The sequence below is a fragment of the Paenibacillus sp. GYB003 genome (assembly GCF_036577625.1).
Lineage (GTDB): Bacteria > Bacillota > Bacilli > Paenibacillales > NBRC-103111 > Paenibacillus_AB.
In genome coordinates this window covers 82,872-99,295 of the sequence record NZ_JARBDC010000007.1, presented here as the reverse complement: position 1 = coordinate 99,295, position 16,424 = coordinate 82,872, and the positions used below count along the sequence as shown (strand labels likewise).

The 16,424-nt window shown below is 50.2% G+C and carries 18 protein-coding genes and 4 pseudogenes; 7 read left to right on the top strand and 15 right to left on the bottom strand.

Features of this window, described 5'->3' with window-relative positions:
* Positions 1 to 88: 88 nt before the first annotated feature.
* A complete protein-coding gene (locus PV407_RS05115) occupies positions 89 to 664 on the bottom strand; it encodes a PadR family transcriptional regulator (RefSeq protein ID WP_332088809.1) in 576 nt (191 codons plus the stop codon).
* Positions 665 to 859: 195 nt separating this feature from the next.
* A complete protein-coding gene (locus tag PV407_RS05110) occupies positions 860 to 1,213 on the bottom strand; it encodes a VOC family protein (RefSeq protein ID WP_332088808.1) in 354 nt (117 codons plus the stop codon).
* A gap of 228 nt (positions 1,214 to 1,441) precedes the next feature.
* On the opposite strand from PV407_RS05110, the gene PV407_RS05105 reads away from it, so the two are divergent.
* Both PV407_RS05105 and PV407_RS05100 read left to right on the top strand, forming a co-directional pair.
* Positions 1,442 to 2,014: a PadR family transcriptional regulator gene (locus PV407_RS05105; RefSeq protein ID WP_332088807.1), complete on the top strand. Its 573-nt coding sequence runs from the start codon at positions 1,442 to 1,444 to the stop codon at positions 2,012 to 2,014.
* Positions 1,998 to 2,978 (top strand): BtrH N-terminal domain-containing protein, encoded by a 981-nt coding sequence (locus PV407_RS05100; protein ID WP_332088806.1) that lies wholly within the window; start codon positions 1,998 to 2,000, stop codon positions 2,976 to 2,978. The genes PV407_RS05105 and PV407_RS05100 overlap by 17 nt, the downstream gene beginning before the upstream one ends.
* Before the next feature lie 41 nt (positions 2,979 to 3,019).
* Here PV407_RS05100 and PV407_RS05095 read toward each other — a convergent pair whose 3' ends face one another.
* Together PV407_RS05095 and PV407_RS05090 are read right to left on the bottom strand one after the other, a co-directional pair.
* Complete coding sequence (locus PV407_RS05095; RefSeq protein ID WP_332088805.1) at positions 3,020 to 3,592, bottom strand: DUF4256 domain-containing protein; 573 nt, start codon at positions 3,590 to 3,592, stop codon at positions 3,020 to 3,022.
* Positions 3,593 to 3,667: 75 nt separating this feature from the next.
* Positions 3,668 to 4,375 carry a DNA alkylation repair protein gene (locus tag PV407_RS05090; RefSeq protein WP_332088804.1) on the bottom strand — a complete coding sequence of 236 codons (708 nt, stop codon included), beginning with the start codon at positions 4,373 to 4,375 and terminating at the stop codon, positions 3,668 to 3,670.
* Between the two features lie 324 nt (positions 4,376 to 4,699).
* Here PV407_RS05090 and PV407_RS05085 point away from each other — a divergent pair, with 324 nt between their 5' ends.
* From PV407_RS05085 to PV407_RS05075, 3 genes are all read left to right on the top strand, one after another.
* Positions 4,700 to 5,419 carry a response regulator transcription factor gene (locus PV407_RS05085; protein ID WP_332088803.1) on the top strand — a complete coding sequence of 240 codons (720 nt, stop codon included), beginning with the start codon at positions 4,700 to 4,702 and terminating at the stop codon, positions 5,417 to 5,419.
* Positions 5,416 to 6,483: a sensor histidine kinase gene (locus PV407_RS05080; RefSeq protein ID WP_332088802.1), complete on the top strand. Its 1,068-nt coding sequence runs from the start codon at positions 5,416 to 5,418 to the stop codon at positions 6,481 to 6,483. The genes PV407_RS05085 and PV407_RS05080 overlap by 4 nt, the downstream gene beginning before the upstream one ends.
* Before the next feature lie 89 nt (positions 6,484 to 6,572).
* Positions 6,573 to 7,655 (top strand): hypothetical protein, encoded by a 1,083-nt coding sequence (locus tag PV407_RS05075; protein ID WP_332088801.1) that lies wholly within the window; start codon positions 6,573 to 6,575, stop codon positions 7,653 to 7,655.
* 394 nt (positions 7,656 to 8,049) lie between these two features.
* Here PV407_RS05075 and PV407_RS05070 read toward each other — a convergent pair.
* Positions 8,050 to 8,343, bottom strand: a pseudogene (locus PV407_RS05070) (helix-turn-helix transcriptional regulator); the annotation flags it as partial.
* 20 nt (positions 8,344 to 8,363) lie between these two features.
* On the opposite strand from PV407_RS05070, the gene PV407_RS05065 reads away from it, so the two are divergent.
* Both PV407_RS05065 and PV407_RS05060 read left to right on the top strand, forming a co-directional pair.
* Complete coding sequence (locus PV407_RS05065) at positions 8,364 to 9,122, top strand: DMT family transporter (protein WP_332088859.1); 759 nt, start codon at positions 8,364 to 8,366, stop codon at positions 9,120 to 9,122.
* Between the two features lie 70 nt (positions 9,123 to 9,192).
* Positions 9,193 to 9,407: pseudogene (locus PV407_RS05060) on the top strand (tRNA-binding protein); the annotation flags it as partial.
* A gap of 206 nt (positions 9,408 to 9,613) precedes the next feature.
* On the opposite strand, the pseudogene PV407_RS05055 reads toward PV407_RS05060, so the two are convergent.
* From PV407_RS05055 to PV407_RS05015, 10 genes and pseudogenes are all read right to left on the bottom strand, one after another.
* Positions 9,614 to 10,045 (bottom strand): annotated as a pseudogene (locus PV407_RS05055) (DNA alkylation repair protein); the annotation flags it as partial.
* A 227-nt stretch (positions 10,046 to 10,272) separates the two neighbouring features.
* Positions 10,273 to 10,359 carry an ArsR family transcriptional regulator gene (locus PV407_RS29515; RefSeq protein WP_442951625.1) on the bottom strand — a complete coding sequence of 29 codons (87 nt, stop codon included), beginning with the start codon at positions 10,357 to 10,359 and terminating at the stop codon, positions 10,273 to 10,275.
* The gene (locus PV407_RS05050) at positions 10,356 to 10,595 is read right to left on the bottom strand and encodes a hypothetical protein (protein ID WP_332088800.1); all 240 of its coding nucleotides are present in this window, start codon (positions 10,593 to 10,595) and stop codon (positions 10,356 to 10,358) included. The genes PV407_RS29515 and PV407_RS05050 overlap by 4 nt, the downstream gene beginning before the upstream one ends.
* A gap of 102 nt (positions 10,596 to 10,697) precedes the next feature.
* Positions 10,698 to 11,285, bottom strand: a complete 588-nt coding sequence (locus tag PV407_RS05045; protein ID WP_332088799.1) for an SUKH-4 family immunity protein — start codon at positions 11,283 to 11,285, stop codon at positions 10,698 to 10,700.
* Positions 11,286 to 11,590: 305 nt separating this feature from the next.
* Complete coding sequence (locus tag PV407_RS05040; RefSeq protein ID WP_332088798.1) at positions 11,591 to 12,181, bottom strand: hypothetical protein; 591 nt, start codon at positions 12,179 to 12,181, stop codon at positions 11,591 to 11,593.
* A gap of 206 nt (positions 12,182 to 12,387) precedes the next feature.
* Positions 12,388 to 12,825: an SMI1/KNR4 family protein gene (locus tag PV407_RS05035; RefSeq protein WP_332088797.1), complete on the bottom strand. Its 438-nt coding sequence runs from the start codon at positions 12,823 to 12,825 to the stop codon at positions 12,388 to 12,390.
* Positions 12,826 to 12,861: 36 nt separating this feature from the next.
* Positions 12,862 to 13,281: an SMI1/KNR4 family protein gene (locus PV407_RS05030; protein ID WP_332088795.1), complete on the bottom strand. Its 420-nt coding sequence runs from the start codon at positions 13,279 to 13,281 to the stop codon at positions 12,862 to 12,864.
* Between the two features lie 488 nt (positions 13,282 to 13,769).
* Positions 13,770 to 13,892, bottom strand: a complete 123-nt coding sequence (locus tag PV407_RS05025) for a hypothetical protein (protein WP_332088794.1) — start codon at positions 13,890 to 13,892, stop codon at positions 13,770 to 13,772.
* 487 nt (positions 13,893 to 14,379) lie between these two features.
* A pseudogene (locus PV407_RS05020) lies at positions 14,380 to 14,541 on the bottom strand (ParA family protein); the annotation flags it as partial.
* A gap of 417 nt (positions 14,542 to 14,958) precedes the next feature.
* Positions 14,959 to 16,422 (bottom strand): recombinase family protein, encoded by a 1,464-nt coding sequence (locus PV407_RS05015; RefSeq protein ID WP_332088793.1) that lies wholly within the window; start codon positions 16,420 to 16,422, stop codon positions 14,959 to 14,961.
* Between the last annotated feature and the right edge of the window lie 2 nt (positions 16,423 to 16,424).

Genomic DNA, 16,424 nt, shown 5'->3' with positions numbered 1-16,424 from the left:
CAGAAAGGAGGGTTCTCTGCAAAAGCAAAAAAAGATGCCGATTCGTTCAGCACCTTTCATGGGTGTATGATCTATGACCTTCCAGGTTTCACTCCCGCTCAAGCCCCGTTCCATTCGCCCGATGGCTTTCGATTAATTGTAAAATCCACTCCTCGTCAAATCGCAGCTTATCCAGCCGATGCCGGAAAAAGATCAAAATATACCGCTGCTCCCCGTCGGGAATCCGCTCATCCTTGCTCGCATACTCCAACCGTTCTTCCTCGTGGCGGATTTCATACCGCAAATAATCCTTGTATTGATGCAAAATTAAAAACTGCAATTCCTTACTGATTAGATCGAAATTTTTCAGCTTCGTATAAAAATGCAGCTCGTAATCCGGCGAGTATGGAATCGGTTCTTCCATCAGCCGAAAAAAACGCATTCTGCCTTCATCCGTGAGTTTATACGTCTTGATCTTCTTTCCTCTTCCCTGCCTGGCGCCCTCCGGTTGTTCGTCGGGGACCTGCACGATCAGCCCGTCCGCAACCATGCCGTGGATAAGCGGATAAAGCGCCCCCCAGCTCACTTTTCGCGTAGGCCCAACGATTCCGTTCAAAATCTGATGCAGCAAATAGCCGTGCATCGGATTGTTCATCAATTCGCCGAGTATGAACAATTCGTTCAAGCGAAAGGCCTCCCTTACAAATACCTGCTACACAACAGTATAGCATACGGTCGCCTGAAAATAGAAAAGCCGCGGTCGTCGCGGCTTTTCCGGGCTGCCATCGCCGCCGGCAGTCCGGCGGCGGCCATGCCGGCGTTCGTTTTCGGGGCCGGGCGGAAGACGCCTCCTTGCCCCGTCTCTTTTTCTCCCACGGGCTTAACGGCTGCAAACCAAGTAAAGGGTATGGCCGTCAGGATCGCTGAAGTGTACGACTTGGGCCGCTTCGCCTTCGACAGCGTCATGGAATTCGACGCCGCGCGATTTCAGGGTCTCGATGGCCGACTCTAGCTCCTCTACCTCAAACCCAATAGACATGCTGCCCGATTTTCCCGGTTGAGAACCTTGTTCTCCGGCGACATGCAGAAGTCCGATCGTCAGTCCCGGCGCTTCGATCTGCGCAAAATGCCCTTCCGTTTCGTGCTGCAGCTTTAATCCGAGAGTTTCGACGTAAAATTGCGCCGCCTTTTTTAAATCCGCTACCATTACCGTCACATTGCCGCTCTTGAACATAACTATTTTCCTCCTTGTTCGTTTGATCGGTTTTATTATATCAAAATATTATAATTTTTGTATATGTTATTTTGATATAAAAATTTGGACATCCTTATCCCGAACTACCGCAAATACAAGCTCAGCCAATCGGGTCCGGCCGATCATATGTCCATACTGGTTCTTGAACTTATATTCCACTAGTGTTATATTTCATATGTGAACTATTAAGGAATGCGAGGTTCCTCCATGCCCCCACTGTCGAATGTCGAATTTATGCTGCTGCAAATGATCGCGGAATGCCGTCAAGCATCCGGGTACGATATCAAGAAGCTGGTCGATCGGCGCGGTTATCGGGAATGGGCGAATATCGGCACGACTTCGATCTACTTGGGACTGAAGAAACTTAACGATAAAGGATGGATCGCCTCCGAGGAATCCGACGGAAAATCCGGCAAGGGACCTATGCCGTACCGGTTCGCCCTCACCGAAGCCGGTAGGGCCGCGCTGAGAAACGAAATTCTGGACAGCCTGTCGTCGGCGCGGGAGCGCGACAGCCGCTTCGATCTCGGCCTGGCCGCTTTGCCTTTTGTCGGAAAGGACGAGGCCGTGGAAGCTTTGCGGAAACGGTTGGATTTTCTTCAGAAGGCTTCGATCCAAATCAGGCAAAAGTACGAATCGCAGGGCGGCGTTCGACTGCCGCTGAACGTAAGGGCGCTGTTCCTGCATCCGATCAGCCTCATCGAGAGCGAAAGAGCGTTCGTTGCCGGTCTGATTACCGAATTGTTGGAGGAGACAGGGGAATATGGCCAAAATCATTGAAGGTTTCGTTCCTTACCAAGGCGAACATTGCGAAACGACCGCCATGGGCAATTTGCTGCAATTTGCGGGAGTCCGGTTGTCGGAACCGATGCTGTTCGGACTCGGGCAAGGGCTCGGATTCATTTACTGGGATTCGAAAGGAATGGACTTTCCGTTCATCGGAGGAAGGGTGAAGCCGGATGAATTGACGGCCAACCTCGCCGAACGGCTGGGTTTGAACGTCAACGTTCAAGAAACGTCGTCCGTCGACAAGGCATGGCGAAACGTACGGAGCTGCATCGACCGCGGAATTCCGGTCGGGCTGAAACTGGATTCCTATTATTTGGACTATTTCACGAACAAAGTGCACTTTGCCGGTCATTATGCGGTGCTGTACGGCTTGGACGACGCGAACGCCTACATGGCGGACACCGGACAACAGGGCGGACTGCTGAAAACGAGTTTAACAAGCTTGGCCGCGGCCCGAAACGCCAAGGGGCCCATGAGTTCCCGGAATCGTTCGTTCACGCTCGAGCCGATCGACGCCTTGCCGCCGCTCGTTCCCGCTATACGTACATCCTTGACCAAGAATGCGCATGACTATTTGAACCCGCCCATTCGCAATATCGGAAATAAAGGCATTGTCAAAATGAGCGGCGAAATCCTGAAATGGCCTTCCCGCAGCAACAATGTCGAACATGATTTATGCCTGACCGCATTGCTGATGGAGCGTGCGGGAACCGGCGGCGCTTTGTTTCGGAATTTGTACCGGGATTTCCTCAAAGAATGCGTCGATCTGACGGAAGACCCGAAAATCGAGCAAGCCTGCCGTTTGTTTGCGCAAATCGCTCCAATGTGGGTCGGCGTCTCCGCTTCGATCGACCGTGCGGGAAGAACGGGCAACCACCAGGAGCTCCAGCAAGCGTCGAAGCTTTTGCTCGAGATTGCGGATAAAGAACGCGCAGCGATGGAGTTATTGCTGTGAAAATCCAAATTACTCCGGCATCGATGGGCGAGCAAACGCCGTCAGACCCTTAGCGAGCCGCGGAACCCTCTTGCAGCATAGTAGGAGTCTGCTCCATTGTGGTACACAAAAACAGTGTCGTAGCGGCGATCGCAAAAGAGGGCTCCGCCGAGTTTTCTAATTCTGGCAGGCGTTACTACCCAGCTCGACGTTTTCGTATCGAAAGTCCCAAGCTTCTGCAGCTCCCGGTATTGTTCTTCCGTTAGAAGCTCGATGCCCATGGCAGCCGCCATCTCAACGGCGCTATTTTCCGGCTTATGTTCTTTCCTTGATTCCAGCGCCTCGCGGTCGTAACAAACGCTTCTGCGGCCTTTAGGACTTTCCGCCGAACAATCGTAAAAAAGGTATTCGCCCGTCTTAGCGTCATGACCCACAACATCCGGCTCGCCGCCCGTTCTTTCCATTTCATGGAGCGACCATAGTTTTTCGGGATTCGCTTCGAGCTTTGCTTGTACGTCCGCCCATTCGAGACCTTCATGGCGGTTCATGTTCTTCTCGAAACGGGCTTTCCATATTTTGATAAGTTCTTCCAGCGACAACTCCATTTGACTGCCGACTTCACTTCTCTTCGTCATGTTCGTTTCTCCCTTCAAATAGGAACAGGTATGCAGTCTCCCTTTGCATATCCTTGCGGCTTCTTTACTCCGGGTTTAACACCTGACATGTTTGCGTTTGAAACCGATTTGCCCTTTAGCTACTGCCTTTTGAATATTTTCGAAAGCGTGTATGGTCTTGCTCTTGGTCTTATCCCGCTTGACTTCTACCGGGCCAACCGCCCTAGCGGTCTCAACCGCCTGATCATGGAGCGGCAAATACGATACGGCCACCGTGTACATAAAATTGTTCATCGCGTATTTCGCCCGTTCGGGAGCGTCGTGAATCGTACGTGCCGCCAGATTAAGCATACCGGCCATCTTGTCTTTGGCAAATTCACCGTCCGGACGACTCCCCAATAACCAGCAGTAGCAGCTCCAGCCGGCCGACATCCTCAACTCTTCGCCGCTCGCGATCCATTTATCGGCAACCTCTTGTGCGATATCGGCTTCCGCCAACGTTACGGCAACCACATAATCCGAAAGCATATAAAAATAAGCCGCGTCCATCCAACGGTCGTAATCCGCTTCCGTCATCGCATTGGGGTCTGCGATGATGCCGGCAAAGTACATGGCGTCGTAGTTTCCTGTCGCATAAAGCTGCTCGGCCAAAGCATGATTGATTTTCGTTTTCTTGAAGATGGGCTTCATCTCGCCCGTCGCCACGCCGAAAAGCGGTTCATGTGCGCCGTTGGACATGTACATCTTCTTGAGTCGTTCCTTGCCGAGAGCCTCGAGCTCCTGCATCACCACTTCAACATTCATGTTTGATACCTCCTTGTTTTCCGCTGGAACGTTCCCTATTATTCAAATAATGCTTATCAGTCTCGTTTCTTTAATGCTGTTGTTGCCCACAAGCATGTTTCCATGCTTCAAGTGTATTCCACAAACATAACCTTGTCGATGTTGAATGTACGATAAACTTTTACCAAAGTCGGAATAGAAAAAGCGCCCAAAGTTATATCGTATTGCCTGACTTTTTAATCATAGTCAGTAGATAGGAGTGTGCCATAATCTTCTCCACTCTATTCATATAGTAAAATATGAATCATACTCGTAAGTACAAACCGAATTATGGGAGGCAAGATCTTGAGGAATGAATCGATATTACTGGTCGATGATGAGGACGGCATTGTAGTGATGTTGGATCATCTTCTGCGAAGGGAGGGTTATACCCGTATAACGAAAGCATCCTCGGCTGCCGAAGCACTAGCAGCGGTTCGAACGGCGCACTTCGATATGATCGTACTGGATGTGATGCTTCCGGATATGGATGGATTCACTTTATGTACGGAAATACGTAAAACCGTTAACGTTCCGATTATGTTCCTCACCGCCCGAACCAGTGATTTAGATAAATTGCAAGGTTTGTATTTGGGAGGAGATGACTACGTAACGAAGCCGTTCAATCCGATGGAAGTGGTTGCTCGGATTCATGCCCATTTAAGAAGAAGCTCCCGTTATGCATTAGAATCGATGAACAATGAAGAAATATACAAGTTTGATAAACTAACGGTTAATCGAAATACGGGTCAACTTATCGTAAACGATGAGGAAGTGCCCTGTCCGGCTAAAGAGTTTGAACTGCTGCTCTACTTTTGCAAGCACCCGAATCGTGTATTTACCGTTCAGCAATTATATGAGCAGGTATGGGGGACGATGGTCGAAGGGGATGAGAAGACCGTTGTGATCCACATTTCCAGACTGAGAAAGAAGCTGGAGGCTGACCCATCCATGCCTAAAGTTATTGTCACTTTACGAGGGATCGGGTACAAGTTCGTCCCTCCCGCACGGAGTTTAAGATCATGAAATTTATGCTTCGTGTTGCACTACAGCTGCTGGCGGCTTTTTTCCTGCTGTTTGTTGTGGTTCAATCCATTGTGATCGCGACCATTTATTTTATTTGGCCGGAAGCCGGCTCCGACGAGAATAGCCTGAATCGGTATGCAATCTTTGTTCAAGTTTTATGCGTAATCCTTTTTTTTCTGACCTTGCTCGTAGCGGGTTGGTACTTGGGCAGGCCGATCTATTTCATTATTGTTTGGATAAAAAGTCTGGCGAATGGCAAATACGATGCTCCCCTGCGGTGGGAGGAGATTCAACCACGTAAAGGCGGAACGTTGAAAAGGCCGTATTCGGTCTATCGTGAATTATTCGAGCATTTACAGATGCTTGCCGCCACACTTCAAAAGAATGAAGAAGAGCTTCGAGCATCCGAACGGCTGAAAGAGGAATGGATTCGCGGAATATCCCATGATCTGAAAACACCTTTAACCTACATAACCGGCTATTCCACCATTTTGATGAATCAAGAGTACGGTTGGAGCGAAGCGGAACGGCGGGAGTTTCTGTCCATCATTCAGCAGAAGGCAATCCATTTGCAGGAACTGGTGCATGATCTTAATGAGAACATTCAAGGGCAGCTTCCATTAAAAAAAGATCAAACTGATCTAGTCGAACTTGTGCGTAGAGCTGTGGCCGACTTGAGCAGCGCACCATGGGCGAATGGCCATTCGTTCAAGATGGATTCCGATCAGCGACGAATCATCGCTGACTGCGATCCGAAATTGCTGACACGGGCAATCCGTAATTTGCTCGTTAACGCGGTTATCCACAATCCCGATGGAACCGAAATTGCAATATTCACGTCTGTCGTACCCGGCAACATAGCAGAAATAAAAATTGAGGATAACGGCGTGGGCTTTAGCCAAAGCGGCGTTCATGGGGATGCGGCGACAACTTCCTCCGGACGGGAGGGATTAGGACTTTCCATCGCCAAACAGATCGTCCATGCTCATGGAGGGGAATTGATAGTGAGCAGCAGACCGGACGAAGGTACGTCCATAGTTATGAAGCTGCATGTAACGATTTAAAAGTTAGGGTGAAGTTGATCTCGTGTTTACCTCCTGTTTATTTGCGTTTCTTATACTAAGGGAAATGCAGATAAGGAGATGGAATAGAGATGGGTGCTACAAGCGGAAGATTGAGTAGAGGAACGGATAAAAATTTGATTAGCGCCATAAAAACACAATGGGGCTGGCATGCGGCTATCATATGGACATTCATTTATGGCGGGCTAGGGATGTATTGGTCGTTTGGCGGCGAAGGATATCCATTTGGTTTGGATATTGATCCAGATGCAGCCGGTTCCTTTTATCGCCATGCTTCTTCTGAACTAACAGGAGCGGTCATTGCGGTTCTCAGCGTACTAGGTATCGTAGCACTCACATTGTATAGCAAAATTTCAAGCAGAAACGTACGCAGGATCATCATTGGATTTTCATGGGGCATGGCGGTTATTCTTTGTCTCACCATCCCGGATGCCAGGCTGCTGATCGGGGTGGCGTACGTTCCAGTGACCTTAATCGGTGCTATCTTCGATGGAGGAATATGGAGCCAATATCTTGATACGATCACATGGCCCGTTATCAATCAGTGGATTTGCTTGACAGGCGGATTGTTCTGGGGAGCGGCAGCATTATCGCTGCAACGCCAATTCAGAAATGCCTGCTTCCATTGCGGAATTGCAGTTGGCGGTAACAGGCAGGAGTCAATGATCCAGGCGGAACGATGGGGAAAATGGTTCACTTTAGTTGCGATCATTGCGCCCCTCTTCTACGATATTACCCGCTTGGCATGGTTGTTGGGCATACCACTTGGCATATCGGGGGAGCAATTTCAAAGTCTGAAGGAGACAGGCGCCATAATGGCTGGAGCGGGACTCGCCTTCGTATCGATAATCGGAGCCATTCTCACTCATGGACTGATTAGCGCATGGGGGGAAGTCTTTCCTAAGTGGTTTCCATTCGCAGCAGGGAAACGCGTCCCTCCTGCTATGGCGATTCTCCCTGCAGGTCTTGTTGCTGTATTGATTACGGTTACGGGAATGCAAGTCGTTCGCGATTTCAAGGTTAGTGATGCTCTACTGGACTGGGGGGCCATAACGCCGCTCTTACTGTTTCCGGTTTGGGGGATTGCTCTTGGGGGCGCGGCCGTTTGCTATTATTACCGCAGAAGAGGCCGCTGTAAGGTATGCGACCGGTGAGTAAAGCTCGCAGTCAGTGGGAGTTAGGTAAATAAAAGAAGATTCCAAGCTTGAAATGGCTTGAAATCTTCTCTATTTATTATAAAACAAGTAAATGCGGCTCTACTTCTTTACGAGCGACACACAGCACTCCACATGTGTGGAAATGGGAATAGGAACATGAATCCCGCTGATTGGATTTCACATTGCCGAGGTCGCTACAAGATTGGTTTTACGATCCTTTGGCAAACCAGGATGCCTCCTATCAAGCGAATTTGGATAGCCAAATTCGGTGCTTGCTGCAACACAGCAGCCTTCTAAATTACGGCTGCTTTTTCGTTTAGCTAAAGGGCGCTGCGGTTACAAAAGTATTGGTTGAATGAGAACCATATAGATGATCTTTTATTTCCTGCCCCTACGTACATTCCTTCTCCATGCCGCTTCTGAATTTCCGAAAACCTTTAGGTGTTTTACCTTGATCTTTTTTAAAGGACTGAATGAAGTGATTCACATGATTGAAACCCACTTTGCAGGCTATCTCGGTTACAGTATCGTCCGTCGATATTAACAATTCGCTGCTTTTTTTGATCCGATATTTAATGAGGTACTCATAAGGCGTCATGCGGACTGTCTTTTTAAAGTTCCGGGTGCATTCGGAGATGCTCAGATGCGCGGCATCGGCAATTTCCTGCAGCGTGATGGGATTTGTTTTATATTTCGGCTTTCATCATGCTTCCGTTCGTCCCTTGGAAAACGATCCGCTACTTAAACATGAACGCAAAGGATTGGGGCGCGGTATTTTTGGCTGGCCTGTTGCTGGGACTGTATTTCTTATTTTGGATGGAATCTCTTGTTTATACTTCGGTGGCAAGTTCCATGGTGATCCTGGCTTTGCAGCCGCTGTTTGTCATGATCGGTTCGTTTTTTGTATTCAGGGAAAGAGCCGGCATACTGAGCGTGCTTTGCTTAGTGACTGCGCTGCTTGGCTCAGTCATTATCGTTTGGGGAGATATCGGGGTTTCCAGAGAAGCGCTGATTGGGGACGGATTGTCTTTAATCGGAACTATACTGGTTTCAGCTTATATGCTGGTCGGACAAAAGTTGAGCCGGAAAATCGACGCGAATCTGTATAGTGTCGTTGTCTTCTTTCTCGGAGGAAGTGTTCTGCTCGCCTACAGCGTGCTGAACGGCTTTTCCTTAACCAATTACGAATCTTTGGACTGGACGTATTTCCTTCTGCTTGCGATAGTTCCCACGATCTTCGGCCAGTATATTTTCAATCGGCTGCTTAAGTCGATCGGAGCTACAACGGTGTCCGTAGGCATTATTGGAGAACCCGTTTTGGCTATTATGCTGGCTTATCTCTTCCTAGGAGAAACTATCTCCGTCTTTCAATTGGTAGGCGGATTGATAACGCTGCTGGGTATGCTGATATACTTTTGGCGGCAATCCCTGCAATATTCAGCGGTGAAGCGTCTTTCGCATTAAGTGGTGCCGAATGCAGGTGGAATGAGACAGGGGGGATTTTTCAACGGCAACTTTTGAAGACTTTTTAAAACTGGATCTTCGTGTGGGCACGATCATCAAAGCCGATTTTTTTTTGCAAATGCCAAAGTCCCGGCTATTAAACTGGAGATCGACTTTGGACCGGAAATCGGCGTTAAAACTTCCAGCGCGCAAATCGCCAAGAGATATACTGCTGAAGATATCGCCGGAAAACAGATCGTAGGAATCGTCAATTTTTCGCCGCGCCGCATAGCGGGGTTCAATTCGGCTGACGGATTGTGCTTTTCCTGCTGCCATTGTTACCGGCAAAACCATACATGATCGGCATTGTTTCATGCATGCCTGCCATCCCGTTCGGTTGCAGGGACAATATTTCCATCACGCGGCCGTCTTGTATACAATGTAAGTTTCGTTGGCTTTGACATTCCGCTTCTTAACATCTTACATATTTGCGTTTGAAACCAAGCTGTCCAAAATTCACCGTCCGGCCGATTGCCCAATAGCCAACAGTAACAACTCCAGCCCGCCGACATTCTCAGCTCTTCGCCGCTTGCGATCCATTAATCGGCTACCTCTTGTGCAATATCTGCTTCCGCCAAGGTTACTGCCACCACATAATCGGACAGCATATAAAAATACGCCGCATCCATCCAACGCTCAAAATCCGCCTCCGTCATCGCTTTCGGATCCGCAATGACACCGGCAAAGTACATGGCATCGTAGTTCCCTGTGGCGTAAAGCTGCTCAGCCAAAGGTTGATTTCTTTTGATTTTCTTGGCGAGGGGCTTCATATCGCCTGTAGCCACGCCAAAAAGCGGTTCGTGTGCGCCGCTCGATATGTACATTTTCTTGAGCCGTTCCTTGCCGAGGGCCTCAAGCTCCTGCATCGCCGTTTCGAAATCCATTCCGTAACACTCCCTTCCTTAAACTTTGGCGACACACAACACTCCAGATAACTTGAGTAGTTAAAAATACCATGAAATGCAGCGTTCACCTTGATCCCAAGCTATCTTCTCATCATTCGTACGGACTCCCAATCCTCCGGGAATGCAATTCGATCCAACTCCATTACTTCCTTATACTCGGAGAGCAGCGCCTCGTCAAAAAGCCAGTGGTTTATCCTCATGTATCATCAACTCTTGACGATTCCCACATCCAGCAGCACGCGAAGATGCTGGGAGACGAGAGGCTGCTTAAGACCCACTAACGCCGGGATCATTTTGACCCACTTGCACCTGAGCGCTCAGTGTCGAATAGATTCCGGTTTTTCGTTTCTTTCAGCCGGTAGCGGTTGCCGGTGCGGTCGTAGTCATAGCGCATCTCGAACAGTGGGGCGGCATCCGCAAATACCGTCTGCGCGATCAGCAGGCCGCGGCCGTCGTACTCGAACTGCCGTTGCACCTGCGGGCTAAGATGCTCGCGCGTGGTGCGGCCCAGCGCGTCGCGCTCCAGCACGATCGGCGCGCCGCCGTTGATCGCGATGCGGAAGACCTGATCGCGCAGGTCGTAGTCGAAGGCAATGCGACGGCGTGCCCTCCAGCGACTGCACGCCCTAGACTAGATCAGCCCGTCCCTCAGCTGCTCGATGATTTTGCACCACCATCCATCGCGCTTAAGAGCTGCTCGGTCCAAGGTCCGGAACTCGCACTCCAACCTTTCGGTCTCGAACTGTCGATCGAACCCGGTGGCGCGAGCTGCAGGTCTGATCTTGCCATTCCGCAGCGCGGCCAAGCGTTCCTGCAACACATCGCGCGTCATTACGGTCGGCCCGGTATCGGTCGCCTTTGCGGCCTCAAGGTAACGGCTTACATGCGCCATGAACTGAAGAAATACTTCCAGATTCGAGTTGATGAAGGACCTTCTGCCCTGAACGGGACCCAAGGCATACACCGCTCCATCCGTGCCAATTCCAATCCAAAGATCCTCGCGCCACCGCTCACTGGCGAACATGATGAACTCTTCGCCGTCGAAGCGCTTGATCGCTGGCGACAGGAACGACACACCAAGCACCTCCCCACCCTCCAACCGCGGCAAGCCATGTCTAGCTAGCCACTCGATGGCATCGCTTGGAAACCGGCCATTCCCCTCAAGCATAGATCGATCGAATGGAATTACACCATTGGCATACAGCTGTTCCAATGTCATGCTCAATCCGTCCTTTATTTCAAATCCTAGCTACCACACCCTCTGAACAGATCCCGCACAGCCGCCTTCAACGCACTATCTCCACGCAATCTGACTCATGCGGATGTCGAAGTCGTAACCTGGCCCAAGCGGCGATTCAATAAAGGCAGTTTGACGCTCCATTTCTTGGGCGAGCACCGCATTGTAATAAGATGTCTCCTACGTATCGAAGTTCGCCTTGCAGTCGTCGATACGGTTGATCAACATCTCGGCGGCGCCAACAATCTTCCTCGTATCATCTTCTACCATTCCGCCAATCAAACACGTCAGTGCGCCCAACATGTCCATGGCCCCTTGGGAAGCATCCTCTTATTCTTCTCTGGATCCCAGTCCAGTTCGGCCCGCGTTCGTCCAGTAGGATGAGGTCCCCCCCTTTGAAGGGCGCATTTGCGCCAACGTATACAGATCATCACGTAACCGAAGCGACAGCACTTGACCTTCTTTCCAACCCAGTTTCTCCAACATCTGGCCTCACCTATGGCACTTGAATCGGATCTGCTACCCGATTGCGCGGGTATCCCCGGCGATGCGTATCGGCGCAGCCGAGGCACAGGATCTAAGGACGGCCTGTCGGCGATAAACCCAAAAATCTGCCTGTCCGCGTCCCTATCGCTCGTTACCAGGAACTCCTCCAGCGCACCTTTCCAGCGCGCTCGAAACCGTATCTCGCCCGCCTTCGGGTCGATGCTGAAGCCGTCGATCTCCGCCAAAGCCCGGTCGCCAAGAGGATTCATATCCACGCAGAAGGAACCGCCTTCCGCCATATAGTAGACCGAGGGCTCGGCGCTCACGCGCAACTCGCCCCATCTGGGGTCATAGTTCAACACCGTGTACTCGGGGTTGTTTACTTCCAGCATGAAGCATCCTCCAGAAGTTTCCATGCGGCGTCGGACTTCTGTCTGTCCGTACCACCGCCACAGTATATTTTTCCGATCTCCCGGCCTAGCCTCTCGAACTCGGACGAAGGCACCTCAATATTCCTGACGAACTTATTTCCTACTTGATTGTCGAACCTTCGTCTGAACGATCCGTTACGGCCCATACGATCCGAGCTTTGGAGCGATCACGCCATCTTGTCGAGAAATTCGGCGAAGCTCGCGGCAAACACTTCGTCGTCGCCGCCAAGCCGATCTTCGCGCCACACGGGAAGCTCCCCCGCACCAGACTCGGCGTCCAGCGCGAAATAGAACGCTTCCTCAGGACTGGGGCGGTAAAAATAGAGCCTGTTTTCAGGATAGAGGCCGCTTGCCCGATCCAACCTGCGCATATAGACGATGTCCGTGTCGGCGTCGTCACGAAACTCCGGCGGCGCAAGGGAATAGATCTCGGATCCGTCGATCTGCCCGTTTCCATACGTGCGCAGCCACCACTTATATGAAGCCGGTAAAGAAAGCCCCAGTTCTCGCTCGGCATCTTCGATCCACGTTTCCTCGGCGGCTTGGCCTTCGTACCAACCGATCCGGGCCGATTCCGCCAATTTCTTGCTTAGTTCTTTGAACATCGCTCTCCGCCTCCTCGGCGATATCCCCCCACTCCTTCACAGCACATCGGACAAAAACGCGGAAAAGGATTCCGAGAGCGTTCTAGTTTCCGCCGAGTCGTGGTCGTAGGTGAATACCTTTCCATCTGTATCCATCATGACAGGATTACCGGACATATCCATTGAAATCACATAGGAATGGGCCGCTTCCGGCCAACGATCCGCGCGGAACCTCATCGTCAGCTCAACGACGTCGACCTCTTCCAGCATGGCCGAATTGTTGAAGCCGTAGATGGGAGCACCCGCAAAGGAGCCGCCGTATCTGCGCAAAAACTCCGCATAGTCGTTATCGAACTTCACACCCAATCGGCGTTCGGCGTCGTTTATTTGCTCCTGCGAGGCGGGACTTCCCCTATAAATCTCCCCTCCGTCGCTCGAGAAGAACTGCTCCAGCTTATCGATCAGCACAGGATCCACGATATCAACTCCTGCAAGGAATGTTCATGCCTCACTTGGACATTTCAAGCTCGGCTATATGTCTCCAGTATTCGGCACGCCATTCATTAGGCCCGCCTTCAGAAATGATAGGCTGACTAGAATACTCCGCCACTCGCTTATACGCCTCATTCTATCACAATCCGGGAAACTCGAACAATGAACCGTCCGCCTCGGTTTGCAATCGATCCCCTGCCGGGCCCCAAGTAATTTCCAGGGTAGGCACCAGCCACCATTCCTCGGAAGAATCGTACATGCCGTATTTTCCGTTGTCCGACCTCTTCCCGATAAGCGCCAGGGATACTGGCCCACAGATGAAGGTGTTCCATGGGAAGGGAATTGGGGCATAGGCTGGGGATCGACGACAAATCTTGAACGAGTGTAGTCAAAGATCATCTCTCCGCCAATCGCCTTTGCTCACCAACAGCGCTCCGTCGACCAGCTCACACACTGCATGCTCTCCGCCTTCGCTACAACACGCGCCGCAACGAGCGCAGAAACTCACGACCTTCGTCGCCCCAGTCCTCACCCAAGCACAGTACGACGACGATCACCGCCACCACGCACACACCCAAGACGATCCACTTACGCATAACTCAAGCATCACCTCCATGGCAAGGCACCACCGCGGCGGCCCCTACCGCACTCCTCACTCTTTGTCGCTTCCGCATTCGCGGGATCGCAACATGAATACCTTTCCATCCGGATCCATCGCTCAATTGAACCGTCCGCCTTAGTTGGCAAGCGATCCCGGGGGGCTAGCGGTTACAGATTCCTTCAGATTCCACCTCGCGGCAGGCACCCTTGCCTTAAGCTATGGCTACTGCTGCCTTCACCATTCTGTCAGAATCGTTGTCGTTGCCCCCAGGCAGCTTTCGATTATTTCTTCCAATCGAACGTTGCCGGAAACGTCCATGCTTTCGAAGCCCTGTCGAAGGATAGCCACATCGAGAACCCCTTGTAACTCCCCGACTCAAGCGGATCCGACGTAGTCATTTCGTTGCATGCGGCCAAGATTGCCTCGCCCGCAGCCGATTGTTCCGTATAAGTGTGTCCCTCGATGGTCATGCCGGGAAATTGGCCGTCGGAAACAATAAGGTTATCTTGAGTGTCGGCGTCCATCAACAATACCTTCTTTCCTTCAGCCGCCAGCCCGATTCCCGAATTGATCGCCGTTGTGGTCTTGCCGACTCCGCCTTTCTGATTGGCCCGAGCGATTACCTTCGGCCCTCCACATTCCACCCTTTGCAAAAAGCCGGCTACCCTCAAAATGGAGGAAACCGGCTTTTTGAAAATGTTTATATAAAAAGAGAACACCGAATTAAAATCGACGTTCTCCTGGATATTCTTGCTTTATGATTTTTCTATCCAATCCTAATCCTCAAACAACGAGCCCGACATATCTACGCACTCCAGGTCCAGCATCACGATAACCTCGATTGAATTTTTCACTACCTTATTTTTGAACCCGTTTTCGTCCGTCGTAAAAGTCGTGTATCGGGTAGAATGCTGAAAACGCAGGACTTCTAGGCATCGACCCGACATAGTCCTATTACGCACTCCACATGTGTCGGCTCCGCAGAGTCAACATATAAAAAATGAGGAAGGCGGCTAGATATTCTGTAATAAGCATCGCCTTCCTGATAAACGCTGATACGGTTAATTCTTAAAATTGTAAATGACCTTCACTTGGCCAGTCTTCTTAACTTCAATGCGCTTGACCAACATCAGAAGGAGTTCACGATCCAACTTTTCAAAAGAGGCCAGTTTGGAGATGTCTGGTAAAGATAGCTTTGTGTCTTCCTCAGACTTAAGTAAATCCGAAAGTTTTTGTTTGGCTTCGGTTAACTCCCCACTAAGCCGATCAAGCAATTCGTGATATTGCTCCTTCGTGATATCACCGTCAAGCCATTTGTCTTCAGCCGCTTGCTTCCGCTTTTCGAACTGTTCAACCTTCTTCTTGAGAGCTTGGCGTTCTTTGGAGTTCTCCTTCTTCTCCCTCCAAGCTTCCCTTTGAATCTCTTGGGCTACGACTTCTGAATCGACGTGCATTCCCATGAGGCGCTGAATATCCGTGAGTATTAGGTCAACAAGAACGTGCTCATAAACAGAATGGCGTGAGCACTGTCCCTTTCCTCTTAGCTTGTAACTCCCACACATGTAATGGGTTTTTCCGTAAGGACGCTTTACACAATGCATCCCTGCTCCGCAATCAGCGCAGAACAAAACGTGAGTAAAAAGGTTGGGCATACCGCTAACTTTATTGTGCGACCTGCGTTGAATCAGATCTTGAACAACTTGAAATTGTTCTCTTGAGATCAGTGCCGGATGGTTATCTCTTAGTACAACCTGCTCATCTTTACTTTTTGGTTTACGCTTATTACTTCCTAAAGTTGCAGCTTGTTGCCTTTGGGCAATCAAATCACCGACATATACAGGATTCGTCAGGATATATTCAATTGTACTTTGGCACCAGTACAGACTCCCGTTTTTCCGACCTTGAGTTTGTCCAGGAGTTGGAACTCCATCATCATTCAAGCGATTGGCAATTGCTTGCATCCCTAGTTCACCTTCTTGGTACCAATCAAAGATGCGCTGAACAATGTCTGGAGTGTCATCATCAGCAAGTACCAAGCGCTTTTCCACTTTCTGATAACCATACGGAGTAAAAGATCCTGTAAACTCGCCACGCTTAGCTCTAGCACGTTCCGCCATACGAATGAACTCAGATGTTGTTTGGCTCTGCATGTGATAGACCATAGCATACATGGTCAGCTTACTTTGCCAATCAGGTTTGTCGGTATCGAGGTTTTCAGTAAGTGCTATAAAACGAACACCTATCTCGACCAATTTCGGGATAACCGTTGTCAGTTCACCAATATTACGTCCAAATCGGCTCAGAGACTTAACGAGAATGACTTGGAACTTTTTATTGAATCCATCTTTAACAAGTCTTTCAAATGCCACTCTCTTTTTAAAGCTTGATCCTCTTTCTCCGTAAGTGTCAAAAAGAGTCCAACCCTTTTTACGGTAATAGTCTTGCAACCCCTCCTCCTGATTAATGATCGAGGAATCTTGCTCCTCAAAAACCGTTGAGACACGAACATAAGTCGCTACTTGCACCT